Source organism: Streptomyces sp. NPDC088745, assembly GCF_044751045.1.
Taxonomy (GTDB): domain Bacteria; phylum Actinomycetota; class Actinomycetes; order Streptomycetales; family Streptomycetaceae; genus Streptomyces; species Streptomyces cremeus.
In genome coordinates this window covers 229495-250993 of sequence record NZ_JBIVLB010000011.1, presented here as the reverse complement: position 1 = coordinate 250993, position 21499 = coordinate 229495, and the positions used below count along the sequence as shown (strand labels likewise).

The 21499-nt window shown below is 73.6% G+C and carries 17 protein-coding genes; 3 read left to right on the top strand and 14 right to left on the bottom strand.

Annotation, left to right across the window (positions count from 1 at the left end; all coding sequences use genetic code 11):
- Window positions 1–19 precede the first annotated feature (19 nt).
- Window positions 20–1072, bottom strand: coding sequence for a transcription termination factor NusA (nusA, locus tag ACIP93_RS26780; protein WP_345220126.1), 1053 nt, complete (start codon window positions 1070–1072; stop codon window positions 20–22).
- A 2-nt stretch (window positions 1073–1074) separates the two neighbouring features.
- Window positions 1075–1578, bottom strand: a complete 504-nt coding sequence (rimP, locus tag ACIP93_RS26775) for a ribosome maturation factor RimP (RefSeq protein WP_345220125.1) — start codon at window positions 1576–1578, stop codon at window positions 1075–1077.
- A 154-nt stretch (window positions 1579–1732) separates the two neighbouring features.
- Here rimP and ACIP93_RS26770 point away from each other — a divergent pair, with 154 nt between their 5' ends.
- Genes ACIP93_RS26770 through ACIP93_RS26760 form a run of 3 tightly spaced genes read left to right on the top strand, consistent with a single transcriptional unit; the run spans window position 1733 to window position 3604 of the window.
- A complete protein-coding gene (locus ACIP93_RS26770; protein WP_345220124.1) occupies window positions 1733–2236 on the top strand; it encodes a hypothetical protein in 504 nt (167 codons plus the stop codon).
- Between the two features lie 11 nt (window positions 2237–2247).
- Window positions 2248–2676 carry a ferritin-like domain-containing protein gene (locus ACIP93_RS26765; RefSeq protein ID WP_345220154.1) on the top strand — a complete coding sequence of 143 codons (429 nt, stop codon included), beginning with the start codon at window positions 2248–2250 and terminating at the stop codon, window positions 2674–2676.
- A 31-nt stretch (window positions 2677–2707) separates the two neighbouring features.
- A complete protein-coding gene (locus ACIP93_RS26760; RefSeq protein ID WP_401762340.1) occupies window positions 2708–3604 on the top strand; it encodes an aminoglycoside phosphotransferase family protein in 897 nt (298 codons plus the stop codon).
- Window positions 3605–3749: 145 nt separating this feature from the next.
- Here ACIP93_RS26760 and ACIP93_RS26755 read toward each other — a convergent pair whose 3' ends face one another.
- From ACIP93_RS26755 to ACIP93_RS26700, 12 genes are all read right to left on the bottom strand, one after another.
- Entirely contained in the window at window positions 3750–5444 is a 1695-nt protein-coding gene (locus ACIP93_RS26755) for a proline--tRNA ligase (RefSeq protein WP_401762337.1), read from the bottom strand.
- A 67-nt stretch (window positions 5445–5511) separates the two neighbouring features.
- Window positions 5512–6048, bottom strand: coding sequence for a GNAT family N-acetyltransferase (locus tag ACIP93_RS26750; RefSeq protein WP_345220121.1), 537 nt, complete (start codon window positions 6046–6048; stop codon window positions 5512–5514).
- Window positions 6049–6082: 34 nt separating this feature from the next.
- Window positions 6083–6928: a GNAT family N-acetyltransferase gene (locus tag ACIP93_RS26745; protein ID WP_345220153.1), complete on the bottom strand. Its 846-nt coding sequence runs from the start codon at window positions 6926–6928 to the stop codon at window positions 6083–6085.
- 131 nt (window positions 6929–7059) lie between these two features.
- Entirely contained in the window at window positions 7060–8214 is a 1155-nt protein-coding gene (gene ispG, locus ACIP93_RS26740; RefSeq protein WP_345220120.1) for a flavodoxin-dependent (E)-4-hydroxy-3-methylbut-2-enyl-diphosphate synthase, read from the bottom strand.
- Between the two features lie 171 nt (window positions 8215–8385).
- On the bottom strand, window positions 8386–9687 hold the full coding sequence (locus tag ACIP93_RS26735) for a site-2 protease family protein (protein WP_345220119.1): 1302 nt from the start codon (window positions 9685–9687) through the stop codon (window positions 8386–8388).
- The gene (dxr, locus tag ACIP93_RS26730) at window positions 9684–10955 is read right to left on the bottom strand and encodes a 1-deoxy-D-xylulose-5-phosphate reductoisomerase (protein WP_401762333.1); all 1272 of its coding nucleotides are present in this window, start codon (window positions 10953–10955) and stop codon (window positions 9684–9686) included. Before dxr ends, ACIP93_RS26735 begins: the two co-directional genes overlap by 4 nt.
- 151 nt (window positions 10956–11106) lie before the next feature.
- Window positions 11107–11823 carry a hypothetical protein gene (locus tag ACIP93_RS26725; RefSeq protein ID WP_401762331.1) on the bottom strand — a complete coding sequence of 239 codons (717 nt, stop codon included), beginning with the start codon at window positions 11821–11823 and terminating at the stop codon, window positions 11107–11109.
- 56 nt (window positions 11824–11879) lie between these two features.
- Window positions 11880–13826 carry an acyl-CoA dehydrogenase family protein gene (locus tag ACIP93_RS26720; RefSeq protein ID WP_401762328.1) on the bottom strand — a complete coding sequence of 649 codons (1947 nt, stop codon included), beginning with the start codon at window positions 13824–13826 and terminating at the stop codon, window positions 11880–11882.
- A 571-nt stretch (window positions 13827–14397) separates the two neighbouring features.
- Entirely contained in the window at window positions 14398–15423 is a 1026-nt protein-coding gene (locus ACIP93_RS26715; protein WP_345220115.1) for a helix-turn-helix domain-containing protein, read from the bottom strand.
- Between the two features lie 243 nt (window positions 15424–15666).
- Complete coding sequence (locus ACIP93_RS26710; protein ID WP_345220114.1) at window positions 15667–17112, bottom strand: aldehyde dehydrogenase family protein; 1446 nt, start codon at window positions 17110–17112, stop codon at window positions 15667–15669.
- A 236-nt stretch (window positions 17113–17348) separates the two neighbouring features.
- Complete coding sequence (locus ACIP93_RS26705; RefSeq protein WP_401762325.1) at window positions 17349–18938, bottom strand: PucR family transcriptional regulator; 1590 nt, start codon at window positions 18936–18938, stop codon at window positions 17349–17351.
- 108 nt (window positions 18939–19046) lie between these two features.
- Window positions 19047–21437, bottom strand: a complete 2391-nt coding sequence (locus ACIP93_RS26700) for an ATP/GTP-binding protein (RefSeq protein WP_401762322.1) — start codon at window positions 21435–21437, stop codon at window positions 19047–19049.
- Window positions 21438–21499: the final 62 nt, after the last annotated feature.

The following is a 21499-nucleotide window of genomic DNA, read 5'->3' as shown; positions in this document are numbered from 1 at the left end:
ATCAGGACGTGGGGGAAGCTCAGCCCCGGTCGTCCCTGCGGTCCCGGCCGTCACCGTTGTCACGCCGGTACTCGCCCGGCTCCTCGCCCTCGCCGAGCTCCTCGGTGTCGGGGCGGATGTCGATGCGCCAGCCCGTCAGGCGGGCGGCCAGGCGGGCGTTCTGACCCTCCTTGCCGATCGCCAGGGAGAGCTGGTAGTCCGGCACGGTCACCCGGGCGGAACGGGTCGACATGTCGACGACCTCGACCTTGGAGACGCGGGCCGGGGACAGCGCGTTGGCGACCATCTCGGCCGGGTCGTCGGACCAGTCGACGATGTCGATCTTCTCGCCGTGCAGCTCCGCCATGACATTGCGCACACGGCTGCCCATCGGGCCGATGCAGGCGCCCTTGGGGTTGATGCCGGAGCGCGTCGAGCGGACCGCGATCTTGGTGCGGTGGCCGGCCTCGCGGGCGATGGCCTCGATGACCACGGAACCGTCCGCGATCTCCGGGACCTCCAGCGCGAAGAGCTTCCGCACCAGGTTGGGGTGGGTGCGCGAGAGGGTCACGGAGGGGCCGCGGACGCCCTTGGCCACCCGTACGACGAACGTACGAAGGCGCAGGCCGTGCGTGTACTCCTCGCCCGGGACCTGCTCCTGGACGGGGAGGATGGCCTCCAGCTTGCCGATGTCCACCAGGACGTTCTTGGCGTCCATGCCCTGCTGGACGACGCCCGCGACGACCTCGCCCTCCAGGCCCGCGAACTCGCCGAAGGTCTGGTCGTCCTCGGCGTCGCGCAGCCGCTGCAGGATGACCTGCTTGGCGGTGCTGGCGGCGATCCGGCCGAAGTCGTCGGGAGTGTCGTCGAACTCCTTGGGCTCCTGCCCCTCCTCCAGGTCGGCCGGGTCCTCCTTCGCCCACACCGTCACATGGCCGCTCTCGCGGTCCAGGTGGGCGCGGGCGCGGCGGAAACTGCCGTCCGTGCGGTGGTAGGCGATGAGGAGGGCCTGCTCGATCGCCTCCGCCAGCTGGTCGAAGGAGATCTCCTTCTCCTTCGCCAAGCCCTTCAGAAGCTTCACGTCGATGTCCACGGCTACGCCTCCTCTTCCTTCTCGTTCTTGTCCTTGCGGTTGAACTCGACCTCGACGCGGGCCTTCGCGACGTCCGCGAACTCCACGCGGCGGGCGGTGGGCCTGCGCCCCTTCACGCCCGGCACTTCCAGGTCGAGTCCGTCCTCGTCGACGACGAGGATGCGGGCGGTCAGCTCGGCGCCGTCGTTCAGCTGGAGCCTGGCGAGGCGGCCGGTGGCCCGTACGTAGTGGCGGTGCTCGGTGAGCGGGCGGTCCGCGCCCGGGGAGCTGACTTCGAGGACGTACTCCTCGTCGCCCATCGCGTCGCTCTCGTCGAGCTTGTCGGAGATCGCGCGGCTGACCTCGGCGCAGGCGTCGAGCTCGACGCCCTCCTCCGAGTCCACGACGATCCGCAGCATGCGGCGCCTGCCCGCCTTGGCCACCTCGATCTCCTCGAGGTCCAGGCCCTGGGCGGCGACCAGCGGTTCCAGCAGTTCGCGCAGCCTGTCGCTCTGGGTGGTGCTCATCCGGGTGACTCCTCGGCCGCGTGTGCTGTTGTCTGTTTCGTCGTGTGTCAGGTCAAAGGGTATCCGGTCCCGAGGGGTGTTGCCGTCCGTCCCGGACATCGCGCGGGTACGCTCGCCTGCGGTGATCACCCGGGGACCGAGGGAGACGGAAGACGTGCGCACGCCCACCACTCGCAGACGTGCGCTGGCCCTGAGCGGGGCCGCCGCGGCGGGCCTGCTGGCCGGCTGTTCGAACGAAGGGACCCCGTCCGGCGCTTCCGGTACGGAGACCTCGTCGGCCGCGCGGAGGGCGGCGCTGCGCATCCGCGAGACGGCGGTGCGCACCAGCGCGGACCTGCTGGCCCACTACGACGCCCTGCTGGTGAAGCACCCGGGCCAGGCGGACCGCCTCGCGCCGCTGCGCGCGGAGGTCGCCCGGCAGACGGAGGTGCTGCGCGGGACCGGTGTCCGGGCCGCCGCCGGGAGCGCTCCCGTCACCGTCGCCGCCGACCCGCGGGCCGCCGTGCGCGAGCTCGCGGCCGCCGAGCAGCGGGCCTGCGACGCGCAGTTCGCCGCCGTGGTGCGGGCCACCCCGGAGCTGGCCCGGCTGCTGGCCTCGGTGGCGGCGGCGGGCGCCGTACACGTGTACCTGCTGACCGACGGGGGTGCGACGACGTGACGCGGCACGCGATGGACGCGGTGCAGGCCGCGCTGGCCGCCGAACACGCCGCCGTGTACGGGTACGGGGTGGTGGGCGGCCGGATCGGCGCGGAGCGCCGCACCGAGGCCCGGGAGGCGTACGACGCCCACCGTTCACGGCGCGACGCGCTCGCCCGCACGGTGCACGACCTGGGCGGGAAGCCCGTCGTCGCGGAGGCCGCGTACGCGCTGCCCTTCCCGGTGCCGGACGCGGCGTCGGCGGCGAAGCTGGGGGCCGTGCTGGAGGAGCGGGTGGCGGGGGTGTACTCGGATCTGGTGCGGGCCGCCGAGGGCCCGCTGCGCCGGGAGGCGGCCGGGGCGCTGCGCGAGGCGGCGGTGCGGGCCGTGCGCTGGCGGGGCAGCAGCGTAGCCTTTCCAGGGCTCGCCGAACTGACCACTTCGGCACGCGAAGGCGTGTGAGCCCTGCGAATCGAAGGAGAACACCCCACCTATGGCTTTCGAACCGTCACAGCGCCTGGTGAAGGCGCTGGGCGAGGCGTACGGGGAAACGGTGGCCGCCGACTGGCTCGGAGGGCTTCCGTCGCTGACTCAGGAAGCCCTGGAGCGGAGGGAGTTGGCCTGTGAGCGGATCATGGCGCCGGGCGGCCGCAGCAGTGTGGTGGTGCTGGTGCGCCGCCCGGACGGCACGCAGGCCGCGCTGAAGCTCGTGCCCGCGGAAGCCCGCCCGGACCGGGAGCGGGCGGCGCTCGCGCACTGGAACGGCTGGGGCGCGGTCCGCCTCGCGGACGACCTGGCGGAGCCGGGGGCGCTGCTGCTGGAGCGGCTGCACTGCGAGGTGTCGCTGCGGTCGCTGCCGGAGCCGAAGGCGCTGCTGGAGGCGGCGGGGACGGTGCGGAAGCTGTGGGTGGAGCCCGCCGAGGGGCACCCCTTCGAGACGGTGGCCCGGCGCACCGAACGGCAGTCCGCGCCGATGCGCGAGGCCCCGGCCGAGCTGATGCCGCTGGTGGACGCGGCCCTGGCGGCCCGTGCGGAGCTGGTGGCCTCCTCCCCCGAGCTCCTGCTGCTGCACGGCAACTTCCGGCAGGGCAAGGTGCTGGGCGGCGACCGCGCGCCGTGGCTGGCGGTCGGCCCCGATCCGCTGGTGGGCGAGCGCGCCTACGATCTCGCCCGTCTGGTGCGGGACCGGATCGACGACCAGATCGCGACGGCGGCCGGGCCTCCGGCGACCCGCCGCCGCGTCAACCGGCTCGCCGACTCCCTGGACGTGGACCGGGAGCGGCTGCACGGCTGGACGCTGTTCCGGGCGGTGGAGTCGGGCACCCGGGCGCTGGCGGCCGGACGGCGGCAGGACGGCGAGATGCTGCTGGAGTTCGCGAGCTGGCTGTAGGCCGCGAGGTGACACGTGACGGTGTCCGGACGCGGCGGGGCGTCGGCCCGGACCGCACCGCTGGCGCCCGGAGGGCAGGCGGAAGGGCCCGCACCCGTGGCGGGTGCGGGCCCTTCCGGCGTACGGACGGAACGTGCCGAACGGACTACTCGGCGGTCAGGCGGGCGACGGCCTCGTCGACCGTCAGCTCCTCGCGCTCGCCCGTGCGGCGGTCCTTCAGCTCCAGGACGCCGTCGGCGGCGCGGCGGCCCGCGACCAGGATCTTCGGGCAGCCGATCAGCTCGGAGTCGGTGAACTTCACGCCGGGCGAGACGCCGGGGCGCTCGTCGACCAGGACGCGCAGACCGGCCGCGCCCAGCTTCTCGGCGACCTCGACGGCCAGCTCGGTCTGGAGCGCCTTGCCCGCCGCGACGACGTGCACGTCGGCCGGGGCGATCTCGGGCGTCCAGCACAGGCCCTTGTCGTCCGCCGACTGCTCGGCGAGGGCGGCCACCGCGCGCGAGACGCCGATGCCGTACGAGCCCATGGTGACGCGGACGGGCTTGCCCTGCTGGCCGAGCACGTCCAGGCCGAAGGTGTCGGCGTACTTGCGGCCGAGCTGGAAGATGTGGCCGATCTCGATGGCGCGGTCCAGCTTGAGGCCGGAGCCGCAGTTGGGGCACGGGTCGCCCTCTTCGACGACGACCACGTCGAGGTAGTCGTCCACCTCGAAGTCGCGGCCCGCGACGACGTTCCTGGCGTGGGTGTCGGCCTTGTTGGCGCCGGTGATCCAGGCGGTGCCGGGGGCGACGCGGGGGTCGGCGATGTAGCGGACCTTGGCGAGGCCCTGCGGGCCGACGTAGCCGCGGACCAGGTCGTCGCGGCCCTCGAAGTCCTCGGCGGTGACCAGTTCGACCACGGCGGGCGCGAGGTGCTCGCCCAGCTTGCCGAGGTCCACCTCGCGGTCGCCCGGGACGCCCACCGCGACGATCTCGCCGTCGACCTTGACCAGGAGGTTCTTCAGGGTGGCGGAGGCCTCGACGCCGAGCTGGGCGGCCAGGGTCTCGATGGTCGGGGTGTCGGGGGTGTCGATGTCCTCGGCGGCCGGATGGGTCTCCTCCACGGCCTTGAGCGCGAAGGTGACGGCCTCGGTGTTCGCGGCGTAGTCGCAGTTCGGGCAGTCGGCGAAGGTGTCCTCGCCGGCGGCGGCCGGGGCGAGGAACTCCTCGGAGGCGGAGCCGCCCATGGCGCCGGAGACGGCGGACACGATGCGGTGGTCCAGGCCGAGGCGGTTGAAGATCTTGATGTACGCCTCGCGGTGCAGCCGGTACGACTCGGCGAGGCCCTCGTCGGTGGTGTCGAAGGAGTACGAGTCCTTCATCTGGAACTCGCGGCCGCGCAGCACGCCGGAACGGGGGCGGGCCTCGTCGCGGTACTTCGTCTGGATCTGGTAGAGCATCACCGGCAGGTCCTTGTAGGACGTGCACTGGTCCTTGACCGTCTGGGTGAAGACCTCTTCGTGGGTGGGGCCCAGGAGGTAGTCGCCGCCCTTGCGGTCCTTCAGGCGGAACAGCAGGTCGCCGTACTCCTCCCAGCGGCCGGACGCCTCGTAGGGCTCCTTGGGAAGCAGGGCCGGGAGGAGGACCTCCTGGGCGCCGATGGCGTCCATCTCCTCGCGCACCACCCGCGAGATGTTGTCCAGGACCTTCTTGCCCAGCGGCAGCCAGGTCCAGATGCCCGCGGCGTTGCGACGTACGTAACCGGCGCGGACCAGCAGCTTGTGGCTGAGGGTCTCGGCGTCCGCCGGGTCGTCGCGCAATGTCTTGACCATCAAACGGGACATGCGCTGGACCTGGGCCATGGTGAACTCCTGCTCGGAAGGGTGATGCCAGGAGGTTAGCCGGGCGGTGGGGGCGGGCGGAAATCGGTTAGCGGCGCAGCGGCAGCGGGGCTCCCATGACGGCGTACGCCCGGGGGGCGCTCGGGAAGAGCACCTGTTCGGCCAGGTCCACGTACCCCAGCGACCGGTACAGGCCCCTGGCCGGGCTCTCGACGTCGATCGCGGACAGGATGGACCGGGGCTCGGCCGCCGCGTCCGTGAGGGCGGTGATCAGGGCCCGGCCGATGCCCCGGGCCTGGTGGTCCGGGTGGACGTGCAGCTCGGTGATGACGAAGGAGTCGTCGAGCCAGCCGTCGCGTCCGTGCCGGCGCAGATGGGGCTCGACGATCGTGGACCACCAGTGCGTGCGGTCGTTGGGCATTCCGTACACGAAGCCGACCAGGCGGCCGTCGGGGGTGGTCGCGCCGAGGGCGCGCGCGCCCGGGCAGGTCATGTGCCGCACCACGATGTGACGTCGTACGCCGACCTCGTCGGCGCTGAGACCGAAGGCGAGCGCCTGCACGGCGAGCGCCTCGTCCACGTGCTCCGCGAGGTCCAGGGGGCCGATGGCTGCTTCGTCCGTCATGGCCGAACCCTAGCCGCCGCGCGTCGCGGGGGCGTCAGAAGAGAACGCTCGTGAAGGCGCCGACCTCGCGGAAGCCGACGCGGCGGTACGAGGCGCGGGCGGGGGTGTTGAAGTCGTTGACGTACAGGGACACGACCGGGGCCACGTCCGCGAGGGCGTAGCGCAGGACGGCGGCCATGCCGGTGACGGACAGGCCCTTGCCGCGGTGCTCGGGGGCGACCCAGACGCCCTGGATCTGGCAGGCGGCCGGGGTCGCGGCGCCGATCTCGGCCTTGAAGACGACCTTGCCGTCGTCGTCGAGGCGGGCGAAGGAGCGGCCGGCGCCGACCAGTTCGGCGACCCGGGCCTGGTAGAGGAGGCCGCCGTCGCCCGCCATCGGGGAGACGCCGACCTCCTCGGTGAACATGGCCACGCAGGCGGGCATGATCGTCTCCATCTCGTCCTTGCGGACGCGGCGGACCAGGGGGTCGGGCTCGATGCCGGGCGGGAGCTGTTCGGCGACCATCAGCGGCTGGTGGGCGCGGACCTCGCGGGCGGGGCCCCAGTGGGGTTCCAGGAGCCGCCAGAGGAGGCCGGCGGGCTCGGCGGGCCCGACGATGGAGGAGCAGCGGCGGCCGGCCCTGCGGGCCCGTTCGGCGAAGGCGCGGACGGCTTCCCGGGTGGCACAGATCGGGACGAGGTTGGCGCCGGAGTAGCAGAGGCTGCGCAGCCGGCCGCCCTCGTAGAAGCCCCACATCTCGCCGCCGAGCCGCCAGGGGTCGAGGCCGGCGACCTGGACCCGGGAGGTCACGAAGGCGTTGTTGACGGGCTCGCTCTCCAGCAGGGCGAGCGCCTCGCCCAGGTCGCCGGGTGCGAGGACGCGGCAGGTGGTCGTCGTCAACACGTGGGGGCCTCACCGTACGGATCGCTGATCTCCGCACTGTACCCGGGACGTTCGAAAGCACCCACCCGGAGCGAAAAGCCCCGGCCCGCGGGGGTGGCGGGGCCGGGGCTTTTCGAGGGCGGGGGGCGTCAGCTGACGGAGACGGAGGGCTCGCCGGAGGGGATGCCGTCGGCCTCCATCTGCTCGGCGATCTTCATGGCTTCCTCGATGAGGGTTTCCACGATCTTGGACTCCGGGACGGTCTTGATGACCTCGCCCTTGACGAAGATCTGGCCCTTGCCGTTGCCGGAGGCGACGCCGAGGTCGGCCTCGCGGGCCTCGCCGGGGCCGTTGACGACGCAGCCCATGACGGCGACGCGCAGCGGGACCTCCATGCCTTCGAGGCCGGCGGTGACCTCCTCGGCGAGCTTGTAGACGTCGACCTGGGCGCGGCCGCAGGAGGGGCAGGAGACGATCTCCAGGCGGCGGGGCTTGAGGTTGAGGGACTCCAGGATCTGGATGCCGACCTTGATCTCCTCGACCGGCGGGGCGGAGAGGGAGACCCGGATGGTGTCGCCGATGCCCTCGGAGAGCAGGGCGCCGAAGGCGACGGCCGACTTGATGGTGCCCTGGAAGGCGGGGCCCGCCTCGGTGACGCCGAGGTGCAGGGGGTAGTCGCACTGGGCGGCGAGCTGGCGGTAGGCGTTGACCATCACGACGGGGTCGTTGTGCTTGACCGAGATCTTGATGTCGCCGAAGCCGTGCTCCTCGAAGAGGGAGGCCTCCCAGAGGGCGGACTCGACGAGGGCCTCCGGGGTGGCCTTGCCGTACTTCTTCAGGAGGCGGGCGTCCAGGGAGCCGGCGTTGACGCCGATGCGGATCGGCGTTCCGGCGTCGCGCGCGGCGTGCGCGATCTCCTTCACCTTGTCGTCGAACTGCTTGATGTTGCCCGGGTTGACGCGGACGGCCGCGCAGCCCGCGTCGATCGCGGCGAAGACGTACTTCGGCTGGAAGTGGATGTCGGCGATCACCGGGATCTGCGACTTCTTCGCGATCGTGGCGAGCGCGTCGGCGTCGTCCTGGGTCGGGCAGGCGACGCGGACGATCTGGCAGCCGGACGCGGTGAGTTCGGCGATCTGCTGGAGCGTCGCGCCGATGTCGGACGTACGGGTGGTGGTCATGGACTGCACCGAAACGGGTGCGTCTCCGCCGACCGCCACGCTGCCGACCTGGATCTTGCGGCTGATCCTCCGGTCGGCGAGCTTCGTCGGAACGGCGGGCATTCCGAGAGAAATTGCAGTCATCTGCTGTGCAACCCCAAGTGTGGATCTAGGTCCCGGGCAATCGGCGGGCTCCGGCCTTCGAGCGTACGTCACCGGGAAAGGCCGGAATACACCACGTCGACAAATCCACTCAATGGAGCGCAGAAACCGGCACCCCCGCGGGGGCGCCGGTGACTGGCGGTGCTGTGCGGGTCAGGAGATGCGGACGGGGTTGACCACGTCGGCGATCAGGACCAGCACGGTGAAGCAGATGAAGAGGCCCGCGACGACGTAGGCGACCGGCATGAGCCGTGCCACGTCGAAGGGGCCGGGGTCGGGCCGCCGGAAGACCTTCGCCAGGTTGCGGCGCAGGGACTCCCACAGGGCGCCGACCATGTGGCCGCCGTCGAGCGGGAGCAGCGGCAGCATGTTGAAGAGGAACAGGGACAGGTTGAAGCCCGCGACCAGGGTCAGCATGAAGCCGATGGTGGTGTTGGTGGGCAGGCCCAGGCCCATGATCTCGCCGCCGACGCGGGCCGCTCCGACGACGCCCATCGGGGAGTCGGCCTTGCGCTTCTCGCCGTTGAACGTGGCGTTCCACAGGTCGGGGACCTTGGAGGGCAGGGCGATCAGGGAGTCCACGCCGGACTGGAACATGGCGCCCATCTGGTCGATGGACTCGCCGAAGGTGAGCGGGGTGACGGCCGCGCCGGGCCCGAAGCCGAGGTATCCGGCCTCGACGTACTCGTCCTTGACGGGGTTGCCGTCGGCGTCCTTCTTCAGGACCTTGTTGGTCTTCACCGTGGTGGTGAGGACCTTCTGCTGCCCGGCGCGCTCGACGGTGATGCTGACCTCGCCGCGCGAGGCGCGGATGCGGTCGGAGAGCGCCGCCCAGTCGCTGATCGGCTGCCCCTGGTAGGCGACGATCCTGTCGTCCTTCTGGAGTCCGGCGGCCTTGGCGGGCGACGGCGGGTCGGAGGCCCGGCAGTCGCGTTCGACGCTCTGCGCGAGCACGCAGGGGACGACGTTGGCGACGGTGGTGGTCTGCTTGTTCTGGCCGATGACCATGAACACGCCGAGGAACAGCACGAAGGCGATGACGAGGTTCATGAAGGGGCCCGCGAACATCACCACGAACCGCTTCCACGGTGTGCGGGTGTAGAACAGCCGCGTCTCGTCGCCGGGCTTCAGTTCCTCGTACGCGGCCGAGCGGGCGTCCTCGATCATGCCGCGCCACGGCGAGGTGGACCGGGCCTCGATCCGGCCGTCGGGGCCGGGCGGGAACATGCCGATCATCCGGATGTAGCCGCCGAGCGGGATGGCCTTGATGCCGTACTCGGTCTCGCCCCTGTGCCGCGACCAGACGGTGGGGCCGAAGCCGACCATGTACTGGGGGACGCGAATGCGGAAGAGCTTGGCGAAGGAGAGGTGGCCGAGTTCGTGCAGGGCGATCGAGACGAGCAGCCCGACGAAGAAGATGACTATCCCGAGGACGTTCATCAGGATTCCGGTCATGCGCGAGCCTCCGCCGTTGCCTTCTGGTGTGGTGCCTTCTGCCGGGCCAGTTCACGGGCGCGGGTCCGGGCCCAGGATTCCGCTTCCAGGACGTCCGCGACCGTCAGGGAGGTTCCCGACGCCGGGGTGCCGTGTTCCGCGACCACCTCTGCGACCGTATCCACGATTCCTGTGAACGGCAGCCGTCCGGCGAGGAACGCGTCCACGCATTCCTCGTTGGCGGCATTGAACACCGCCGGGGCCGTGCCCCCCAGCGTTCCGACGTGACGGGCGAGTCCCACCGCGGGGAAGGCCTCGGTGTCCAGGGGGAAGAACTCCCAGGTGGAGGCCTTGGACCAGTCGAAGGCGGGGGCGGCGTCCGGCACCCGTTCGGGCCAGCCGATGCCGATCGCGATGGGGCCGCGCATGTCGGGCGGGGTGGCCTGGGCGAGGGTGGAGCCGTCGGTGAACTCCACCATGGAGTGCACGTACGACTGGGGGTGGACGACGACCTCGATGCGGTCGAAGGGGATGTCGTAGAGGAGGTGCGCCTCGATGACCTCCAGGCCCTTGTTGACCAGGGTCGCGGAGTTGACGGTGATGACCGGGCCCATCGCCCAGGTGGGGTGGGCGAGCGCGTCCTCGCGGGTGACACCGGCCAGCTCCGCCCGCGTACGGCCGCGGAAGGGGCCGCCGGACGCGGTGACGACGAGCTTGCGCACGTCGGAGCGCTCGCCGCCGGCGAGCGCCTGGAAGAGCGCGGCGTGCTCGGAGTCGACCGGGACGATCTGGCCGGGCGCGGCGAGGGCCTTGACCAGGGGGCCGCCGACGATGAGGGATTCCTTGTTGGCGAGGGCCAGGGTGCGGCCCGCCTCCAGCGCGGCGAGGGTGGGCGCGAGACCGATGGAGCCGGTGATGCCGTTGAGGACGGTGTGGCAGTCGGAGGCCGCGAGCTGGGTGGCGGCGTCGGGTCCGGCGAGGATCTCGGGCAGCGGGTCCGTCCCGTACCGGGTGCGCAGCGCCTCGCGCAGGGCGGGGACGGCCTCCTCGCGGGCGACCGCCACGGTGCGTACCTGGAGCTGCCGCGCCTGGTCGGCGAGCAGGTCGACCTGCGATCCGGCCGCGGAGAGCGCGGTGATCCGGAAGCGGTCGGGGTGGCGCAGCACGAGGTCGATCGCCTGCGTGCCGATCGACCCGGTGGAGCCGAGGACCACGACGTCGCGCGGCCCTTCGGTCACGGCTCCGTGGCGGAGGTGCGGGTCGGCGAGGGGGGCTGGACTGTCGGTCATCCCCCCATTGTGGCCCGCGCGCGGGGGGCGGTGGACAGCGCGCCCCCGATCGGTCCGCGGAGTGCGGCCCGGCGGTCGCGGCGCCGGGCGTCCGCCGTGTCCGGCGCGGGTCACCGGAGCGCAGCCCCTCGTCGGCCGGCGGACCCGGAACTCACCCCCCGGGGCCGGTGAGGTTCTCCGTCTGGGCGTCCACGATCTCCTTCGGCACGCCGCCGGGGTCCTTGTCGTCGAGGCTCTCGGCCCGGAAGGAGACCAGGGTCGCCCCGTACCGGACCACGGTCAGGTACTCGTACGACGCGCTCCCGTTCCTTCCGTCGCGCAGGCCCAGCCGGTACGCCAGGGCCTCGTCGCCGGTCCCGGCGGGGGCGGCGGCCGCCGTGACGGAGGTGTACGTGCCCGAGCGGTCCCCCCGCAGCTCGGTGAACCCGCCGGCGCACTTCTTCCCGGCGGCGCGCAGGTCGTCCAGCACCGCGGCGGCCCGTCCCTTGTCGTACGACCGCAGTTGCACGGCGACGTCGGCGCCCCGGAGGTTCTCCGGGTCGGTCAGCCTGCGGTGCACCTGGGTGACGGGGCCGCCGCGGACGGCCCGCAGCGAGACCAGCGGCCCGCAGGCGGACGGCCGCGCGCCGTAGGCGTCGCTCAACGGGCCGCCCGAGACGGTGTATTCGCCCGTACGGTAGGGACCTGCCTGCGTGCCGGGGCTCAGGGCGCGGGCGGCGAGCGCGGGCTGGCTCAGGGGCCGCGGGGCGGCGGAGGGCCCGGCGCCGGCGGGGGCGGCGGGGCCCGCGCAGGCCGTGAGGGCGGCGGCGCAGGTGAGCACCGCCAGGATCGTCCGTGTCGAAGCGTGCTTCCCGTACCCCTGGTTCATGGGGACATCGTGGGGCACGGGAAGCGGCGGTGTCACCCGTTCCGCTTGTCCGGCGGTCAGCGGACGGGGCGGTGGACGTTGTCCCCCTTCGCGGGTCCGGGGGTGGCGTCGGCGATCCAGGGGCCTTCGCCGCTGGGGTCGACGATGCCCTCCTCCAGCCAGCCGTAGGTGCCGGTGAGGACGCCTTCGACGACCGTGCGGTCGAGGTCGTCGGTGTTGGTCCAGAGGCGGCCCAGGAGTTCCTCGGTGCGGATGCGGGACTGGCGGCAGAAGACGTCGGCGAGCTGGTAGGCCTCGCGGCCGTGGTCCTCGGTGGTGCGCAGGAGTTCGGCGCGCACGCAGGCGGCGCTCATGGCGAACAGCTCGGCGCCGATGTCGACGATCCGCCCGAGGAAGCCCTGCTTGGTCTCCAGCCGCCCCTGCCAGCGGGACATGGCGTAGAAGGTGGAGCGGGCGAGCTTGCGGGAGGTGCGCTCGACGTAACGGAGGTGGCCGGAGAGGTCGGGGTGACCGGCCGGGTGGAAGTCGCCGAAGCTGCGCGGGAGCTGGCCGGGCCCGGTGACGAGCCTGGGCAGCCAGCGCGCGTAGAAGCCGGTGGCCTGCGCGCCCGCCTTCGCCTTGTCGGAGAGGGTCTTGTCGGGGTCGATGAGGTCGCCCGCGACCTTCAGGTGGGCGTCGACGGCCTCGCGGGCGATCAGCAGGTGCATGATCTCCGTCGAACCCTCGAAGATGCGGTTGATCCGCAGGTCGCGCAGGATCTGCTCGGCGGGGACGGCGCGTTCGCCGCGGGCGGCGAGGGAGTCGGCGGTCTCGAAGCCGCGCCCGCCGCGGATCTGGACGAGTTCGTCGGCCATCAGCCACGCCATCTCGGACCCGTACAGCTTCGCCAGGGCCGCCTCGATCCGGATGTCGTTGCGGTCCTCGTCGGCCATCTGCGAGGACAGGTCCAGGACGGCTTCGAGGGCGAAGGTGGTGGCGGCGATGAAGGAGATCTTGCCGCCGACGGCCTCGTGGCGGGCGACCGGCTTGCCCCACTGCTCGCGCACCGCCGACCACTCGCGGGCGATCTTCAGGCACCACTTGCCGGCGCCGACGCACATCGCGGGCAGGGACAGCCGCCCGGTGTTGAGGGTGGTGAGGGCGATCTTCAGACCCGCCCCCTCGGGCCCGATCCGGTTCGCCGCGGGCACCCGCACCTGATGGAAGCGGGTCACCCCGTTCTCCAGCCCGCGCAGCCCCATGAAGGCGTTGCGGTGCTCGACGGTGACGCCGGGCGAGTCGGCCTCGACGACGAAGGCGGTGATGCCGCCCCGGCCGGTCTCGGTCCTGGGCACCCGCGCCATGACGACGAGCAGGTCGGCGACGACGCCGTTGGTCGTCCACAGCTTCACGCCGTCCAGGACGTACGCGTCGTCGCCGTCCGGGACGGCGGTGGTGGCGAGCCGGGCGGGGTCGGAGCCGACGTCGGGTTCGGTGAGGAGGAAGGCGGAGATGTCGGTACGGGCCAGGCGCGGCAGGAACGCGTCCTTCTGCTCCTGGGTGCCGAACAGCTTCAGCGGCTGCGGTACGCCGATGGACTGGTGGGCGGAGAGGAGTGCGCCGACGGCGGGGCTGGCGGAGCCGGCCAGCGCGAGCGCCTTGTTGTAGTACACCTGGGTGAGCCCCAGGCCCCCGTACTTCCGGTCGATCTTCATGCCGAGCGCGCCGAGTTCCTTCAGCCCGTGAATCGTCTCGTCGGGGATGCGGGCCTCGCGCTCGATGCGGGCGCCGTCGATCCCGTTCTCGCAGAAGGCGCGCAGCTTCGCGAGGAACGCCTCGCCGCGGGCGGCGTCCTCGGCCGGGGGCATCGGGTGCGGGTGGATGAGGTCCAGGCGGAAGCGGCCGAGGAAGAGCTCCTTGGCGAAGCTGGGTTTGCGCCAGTCCTGCTCGCGGGCGGCCTCGGCGACCTGCCGGGCCTCGCGTTCGGTGACCTTGGGGGGCCGGGGTGCGTGTGGTGCGGACATGAGGCTCACCTCGCCGCGCGTCGGGGTCAGGGACCCGGGGGGCGCCGTACCGCCGCGCGTTGCCGCGTACGGCTACCGACCGGTGCTACCCACTCGTATCTACCGCATCGCGCTCCGTGCCACCAGCCCTCGCGGGAGGGCGTCCGGCCGCCCCCGGTTTCCTTCGGCGCGGCCGGAAGGTGTTCCGTGCCCCGGCCGGGGTGGCGCGCACGGCGGCGGACCCGGCGCGGGCGCGTGCTCCCCGGCGGGTGCGCGGCCGGGGGCGGGCGGACCCCGGTGGGTGTCGTCAGGAACGGGAGGGCCGCGGGTCCGCGGCCGGTCTCCCGCCGTGCCGGGCGCACGGCGCGCACTGCGCCGCGGGACGTACGGGAGCCGCCGGCGGTGCGTGCGGCGGCCGGGGGGACCGCTCGGCACCGGAAGGCCGGGGTGCGGCCTTCCGGTGCCGTTCTCCGAGGGGGTCGCGCTCGGGCCCGCAAGGTCCGGCCCCCACGCGCTCCGGTGTCCCGGACCGCCCGGACCGCGGTGCCCGGCGCGTCTGCTCCGCCCCGTGCCCGATCCTCCCGCGCGGCCGTCACCCCGTCATTGCGCTTCGGCGCACGCTTTCTTGTCGCTGCGCGCGGGGCGGGCGGGGCAGGCTCCTGCGGTACGCGGCGGGCGGCATTCCGTACTCCCGCTTGAAGAGGCGGTTGAAGCCCGCGGGGTCGGCGAGCCCGTTGCGGGCGGCGACGGCGTGCACCGGCAGGTGGTCAAGCCGCCGGTCGGCGAGGTCCGCGCGGCAGCGTTCGAGGCGCCGGCGGCGGATGAACGCGGACACGGTCTCGGCGCGGGCGCGGAAGAGCTGGTGCACCTGGCGCACGGAGATGTGGTGGTGCGCGGCGACGGCCTGCGGGGTGAGCCCGGGGTCGGCGAGGTTCTGCTCGACGAACGCCTCCAGTCGGGCCAGGAGTGCCGCGCTGCGGGTCTCCGGTTCCAGGAGGTCCTGCCGGTCCAGGCGCGTCGCCAGGAGGGCGCGCACCAGGTGCAGCGTGGTCTCGCCGACCGCGGCGGCGGCCGCCTCCTCCAGCCGGGGGGCTTCGTCGAGGACGGCGCGCAGGTGCCGGTCGAGGACGGCGCCGACGCCGGAGCGGGCGGTGAGGCCGGTGGCGAGGAGCGCGGCGGCCCGGTGGTCGGGGAAGGGCAGGGACGTCCGGGGCAGGTGCAGCACCACGGCCCGCGCGACTCGGGCGCCGTCCCCCTGCCCGGAGACGAGTCCGGTGTAGGGCAGCGAGGAGCTCCACATGACGAAGTCGCCGTCCGACATGCGGACCTCGCGGCGCTCCTGCGCGACGCTCATCGTTCCGTTCAGGACCAGCGCCAGTTCGTACGTCTCCGGGTCGGACTCCCTGACCAGGCGCGCCGTGCGCTCCGAGTGCAGCGTGGGGAAGGCCATCAGGGTCGCCCGCAGGGGGCCGGCGGAGAGCATGCCGACGTGCCCCGCGAAGTCGGCGGCGTGCTCGCTGCTGATCCGGGTGGGGGCGGCCGAGCGGGCGACCTCCTGGCACCACCACTCGAACCGGTCCTCGCGCGCGAGCGACATCGTGTCGACGACGTGGAACACCCCGGCCCCCTCCGCTCGGTCCCCGGACCGGCCGGGCCGGCGCGTGTCCGTGGCCGGCATTGTTCCGGGGACGGGGGGCGTCCGGAATGGCACGGACGTGTCATGTTCGGGGCGGGAGCCCGGGGCCGGTTGCCGGTGGCCGCCGCTTCCCGTGTCCGCGCACGCGGCGAGGGAGGCCGGCGGGCCGGGCGCCGGGGTCGACGTCCTGCCCACCGGCCTCCCTCGCGTGGTGCCGCGGGTTCCTTACAGGTCGATGCCCGTCAGGACCAGGACCCGCTCGTAGGTGTAGTCGTCCATCGCGTACCGGACGCCCTCGCGGCCGACGCCGGACTGCTTGACGCCGCCGTACGGCATCTGGTCGGCGCGGTAGGAGGGCACGTCGCCGACGATCACGCCGCCGACCTCCAGGGCGCGGTGGCCGCGGAAGGCCGCCTGGATGTCGTGCGTGAACAGGCCCGCCTGGAGGCCGTACTTGGAGGAGTTGACCGCGGCGAAGGCCTCGGCCTCGCCGTCGACCTTCTGCACCGACAGGACCGGGCCGAAGACCTCCTCGCAGGAGAGGGTCGTGTCGGCCGGGAGGGCGGCCAGGACGGTCGGCGCGTAGGCGGCGCCGTCGCGCGTGCCGCCGGTCAGCAGCTCGGCGCCGGCCTTGACGGCCTCGTCGACCCAGGACTCGACGCGCTTGGCGGCGTCCTCGCTGACCAGCGGGCCGACGTCGGTGGCGGCGTCGGAGGGGTCACCGGTGACCTGGGCCTCGACGGCGGCGACGATCTTCGGGACGAGCCGGTCGTACACGGAGGCGTCCGCGATGACGCGCTGCACGGAGATGCAGGACTGGCCGCCCTGGTAGTTGGAGAAGGTCGCGATGCGGGTCGCGGCCCAGTCCAGGTCCTCGTCGGAGGAGAAGTCGCCGAGGACGACGGCCGCGCCGTTGCCGCCCAGCTCCAGGGTGCAGTGCTTGCGCGGGACGGAGTCGAGGATCGCGTAGCCGACCTTCTCGGAGCCCGTGAAGGACACGACGGGCAGCCGCTCGTCCTGGACCAGGGCGGGCATCTTCTCGTTCGCGACCGGCAGGACCGACCAGGAGCCCTCGGGCAGGTCGGTCTCGGCGAGCAGCTCGCCCAGGATCAGGGCGGACAGCGGGGTGGCCGGGGCGGGCTTGAGGATGATCGGCGCGCCGACGGCGATGGCCGGGGCGACCTTGTGGGCGCACAGGTTCAGCGGGAAGTTGAACGGGGCGATGCCGAGGACCACGCCGCGGTTGAAGCGCCGGGTGAGGGCGAGCCGTCCCACGCCGCCGGCGTCGGTGTCGAGGCGCTGGGCCTCGCCGCCGTTGAAGCGGCGGGCCTCCTCGGCGGCGAACCGGAACACGGACACCGCGCGGCCGACCTCGCCGCGGGCCCACTTGATGGGCTTGCCGTTCTCGGCGGAGATCAGTTGGCCGATCTCCTCGGTGCGCTCGGCGAGGCGGTCGGCGACGTGGGTGAGGGCGGCGGCGCGGACGTGGGCGGGGGTGGCGGAGAAGCTGTCGCGCACGGCGTGGGCGGCGGCGACGGCTTCCTCGACCTGGGCGTCGGTCGGAACGCTGACGGTGCCGACGGTGCGGCCGTCCCAGGGGGAGGTGACGTCGAAGGTGTCGTCGCCGGTAGCCTGGCGGCCGGCGAGCCAGAAGGCGTGGGTGGAAGTCATAGCGAGGTCCGGCCCTTCCGAGGAGGTGGGGTCAGTGGGTGGATTACGGGTCCACCGTAGGGGCGGGGGCGGATGGCGTCGTTTGTCCGGGGTGGAGTGTTGGGGAGGGGACGGGTGCCGGAATGGTGTGGGCCGGGTGGGCCGGGACGGCGCCCGGGGGCGGGCCGACGGCTCCGTGCGGGGGCGCGGGGCGCGGCCCCGGCACGAACAGCGGCCCACGCCGCGCCTCCCGAGCCCTACGAACCCGACGTCGCCTTCAGGGCGAGCCACAGCTCCATCCGGACGTCCGGGTCGTCCAGGGAGCGGCCGAGGATCTCCTCGACCCGCCGCATCCGGTACCGCAGCGTGTGCCGGTGCACCCCGAGCTGGGCCGCCGCCGCGTCCCACTGCCCGTGCCGGGAGAGCCACGCCCGCAGCGAGGCGACCAGATCGCCCCGGCCCGTGGCGTCGTGCTCGCGCAGCGCCCGCAGCATCCCGTCGGCGAAGGCCCGTACCGCGTCGTCCGCGAGCAGGGGCAGGACCGAACCCGTCGCCAGCTCCTCGTGCTCGACGAGGGAACGCCCCCGCCGCCGGGCCACCGACAGCGCCTGCTCGGCCTGCTTGAAGGCCGTCGCCGCCGCGATCGGCCCGGCGGGGGCCGACAGGCCGACCACCACGTCGTCCTGCTCCGCGGGCTCCATCGGGCGGGCCGCCTCCCCGCGCCGCGCCGCCATGTGCGCCGCACACGCCGCGACCGCCTCGCCGCCGTCGGCCGCCAGGACCACGACGCGCTCCCCGTCGGGCACCACGAGGACGACCTCGCCCGCCCGCGCCGCCGCTCCCTCCAGCGCGTCGACGAGGACCTGGAGGGACTCGCCCGCGTCCGTCCCCTCGGCCGCCGCCTCCGCGATCAGCAGGCGGAACGGGGCGTCGAGCAGGCCGCCGTACAGATCGCCCGCCACGGCCCGCGCGTGATCCGGCTCGCCCGCCAGCAGCATCCGCAGCACCGCCGCTCCCAGCCGCGTCTCGGCGGCCTGGAGCGCCCGGGTCCGTTCCGTCGTCAGCGTCAGCAGGGCGATCGCCGAGTGCACCGCGTACCGCTCGGCCGTGCCGAGCGGCGCGCCCGTCCCGACGGCGAGCGTGCCGCGCGCCCGCCGTCCGGCGCCCAGCGTCTGGAGTTCGACCCGGTCCTCGCCGGGGCCGCCGTCGCCCGCCCCGGCGACCACCGTGCTGGCCGGCGCCGGCCGGTCCCGCAGCCGCTCGACGTCCGGGACGAGCCGGGCGGCCCGCCTGGCCGCCCACTCCGGTGCGGCGGCGACGAGGGCCCCGGACGCGTCGTACACGGCGGCCCAGCCGGAGACGTGCGCGGCGAGCCGGGCCACCAGCTCGCCGGGCCCGGTCAGCGCCGCCCGGGTCAGCTCCCGCTGGGCCTCGAAGCCGGCCGTGACCGCACGGTACTGGTCGGCCGCGATGGCCGCCGAGACCGCCTTGGAGATGGCGAGGAAGGGGGTGCGCCGCGGCACCTCCAGCAGCGGGAGCCCCTCCTCCTCGGCCGCCGCCAGCAGGGCCCGCGGAATGTCGTCGTACGACACGCCGACCGCGAAGCCGAGCCCGACGACGCCCGCGCCGACGAGCCTGCGCACGTACTGGCGCATCGCCTCGGGGTTCTCGGCGTCGAGCTTCATGGCGGTGATCAGCAGGAGCTCGCCGCCCTCCATGTACGGGACGGGATCGGCGAGTTCGCTGACGTGCGCCCAGCGCACCGGGGTCTCCAGCCGGTCCTCCCCGGCGCGCACGACGAGTTTGAGCGCGGAGTGGTGGACGAGGGAGGCGAGCGTGGGCGGCATCGGAGGGCGGGACCTTCTCACGGGAAATGTGCCGTCCCGTATGAACGGCACTGCCAATTCTGCCAGGGCGTACGTAAGGCGCGCGTCGCCCCTTCGGCGGACCGGCCGTCAGTCCCCCAGGTCCACCAGCAACGGCGGGGCGTGCTCCCCGGCCACCGTCGTCAGCGACAGCACCGCGTGCCCCGCCGGTACCCCGCGGGCCAGCTCCGACGCGGACCAGCGCTCGCGTTCGACCTTCTTCACGGTGACCGCCTTGGTCACCACGGCCTTCCCGGTGACCAGCTTGCGCAGGGCGTGCACGGCCCGGGTGAAGGGCTGGTTGGCGAACACGGTGTGCTGGGCGACCTCGGTGGTCTCCACCCACTCGGTCCCCCACGCCTCGGTGAAGCGGCGCCCGTCCCAGGTGGTGATCCCGGAGAACGCCATGTGGCAGCCGACCGCCCCCAGCAGCGGGACGTGCAGCGCCTCGGGCACGTCGTCGACGGTACGCAGACTGAGCACCACCCCCGCGTTCGCCGACCGCAGCCGCCCGATCCCGCGCACGGTGTCGGGCGTGAGGGTGGCCGTCGCGTCGTCCAGCACCAGGCAGGCGAAGAGCGAACGGTCTGCGCGCGCGGTCACCGCGGTCAGGAACTGCGCCAGGACCAGCCGCGCCAGCAGCCGTGAGGCCTCCGCGTACCGCTGCTCGGGCAGTTCCACCCGCACCCGCATCGGGTGGCGCTGGAGCGCCCGCAGCGAGAAGGGCCTGGCCGCCGGGTCGGTGGTGAAGAAGTCCGCGAACGCGGGCCGGTCCAGCAGCGCCAGCCGGTCGGCCAGCGCCGGGCACGGATCGGCGGCGGTGCCCATCTGGCGTACCCGCGAGGACAGGTCGCGCAGCATGCCGCTCTGCCCCGCCGCGTCGAGGTCGGCCGCGAGCCGCTGGAGCGCGGCGGGGTCGGCCCGCAGCAGCTCGTACAGCTCGGGCACGGCCGGGAAGCGGCCCCGCACCGCGTGGTACGGCCCGATGAGCTGGGCCAGCGCGGTCGCCGCCCGCCCGGTGTCGACGGTGTCGAGGTCGCCGACGAGTGCCTCGGCGAGCACGGCGGAGGCGGCCTCGGGGTCGGTGGTGCCGCCGTAGAGGTCGAGGTCGTGCACCGAGGCGGGGTCGCCGACGCGCACCACGACGTCGTACGCCTCGTCGTCGGCCAGCGGGGTCCCGGCGGCGCAGACGGCGAGGACGGCGCACTTCCCGGCGAGCGCCTGGAGGGCGAGGGACTCCACCACGGGGGCGGTGAGCCTGCGGGTCTTGCCCGCGCCGGGCGGCCCGACGGCCAGCAGCGAGGTGCCGAGCACGGCGGGCTCCAGGGCGACGCCCGCTCCCCACGTCCGGTACGGATTGGGCTCGCCGTCGGCGTACCGGCCGATCCGCACCTGCCCGGCCAGGAGGTCGTGGCGGGCCGTGCGGCGCGGGAGGTCGCGGGCGCCGGAGGGGTGGACGAAGGCGGCGGCGCCGTCGCGCAGGACGGCGGCGGCGAAGTGCTCGCGGCGGGCGGGGTCGTCGGCCGCGGCGTCCCAGGCGGCCCGCACCCGTACGACGTCGAGGTCGTTCATCCGCCCCTGCCGCATCTCGGCGGTGAGCAGGTCGGCGACCTCCCCGAGCCCGGCCGCCCGCAGCTCGGGCCAGCGGGCGGGGGTCTCGGCGGGCGGGGGCGGGGCGGCGGGGGCGGGCTCCTTCCTGCGCGACAGGAGGGGCAGGTGGGGCAGCCAGCCGCCCCACCGGACGAACGGCAGCAGAAAGGCCACGATCACGAGGACGTCCACGGTCCGGTCCAGGGCGACGACGAATGCCTCGCTGTCGCCCTGCTCGTGCCATGACTTCGGCTGCAGGGCGGCCAACGCGTCCTCGGCGGGCAGCAGCCCGGCCGCGACGAGGAACTGGACCAGTGCGGCGAGTCCCGCCGCCACCAGGGCCCGCCGAGGCTGGGGCTGGAGGACGACGAACCGCTGCAGGGCCTCCGCCCAGTTCCCCAGACGGGCGAACCAGTACGCGATCGCCGCGCAGACGACGCCGTTGTAGACCGCAAGGAGCTTGTACCCCTCGACTGTCCTGGGCTCGCCGTTCACACCGACGTTCCACCAGTCGTTCGGAGTGAACAGCTTCAGCGGCACGAGCCGGTAGGGAATGAGGCCGTTGCGCCACAGCGACCACAGCAGCAGCCCGGAGAGCAACGAGATGAGCACGCCCGTCAGCAGGGACCGGTCGCTGACCTCCTCCTCCGGCAGCTCCGACCGCACCCGGTGCCCGTACCGCCAGATCCCCGGCCCCGCCTCCGGCCGCTCCTGCGCCAGCCAGTCCTCCGTGGGGGACGACGGCGGCACCGCGCCACCCGGCGCCGGCGGCGGATCGGCGGGTCGCGGACCGGCGGACCGCGGACCGGCGGGTCGCGGCACCCCCGCACTCGACCGGACGTCGCGTCCCCCGTGGGCATGGCGCGCGTCGTGCCTGTCACCGGTGTTCATGTGCTGCCCCTCGTCCCCACGAACCAGCTCGCCTGTGCGTCAACGGCCCAATCTAGTGGCCC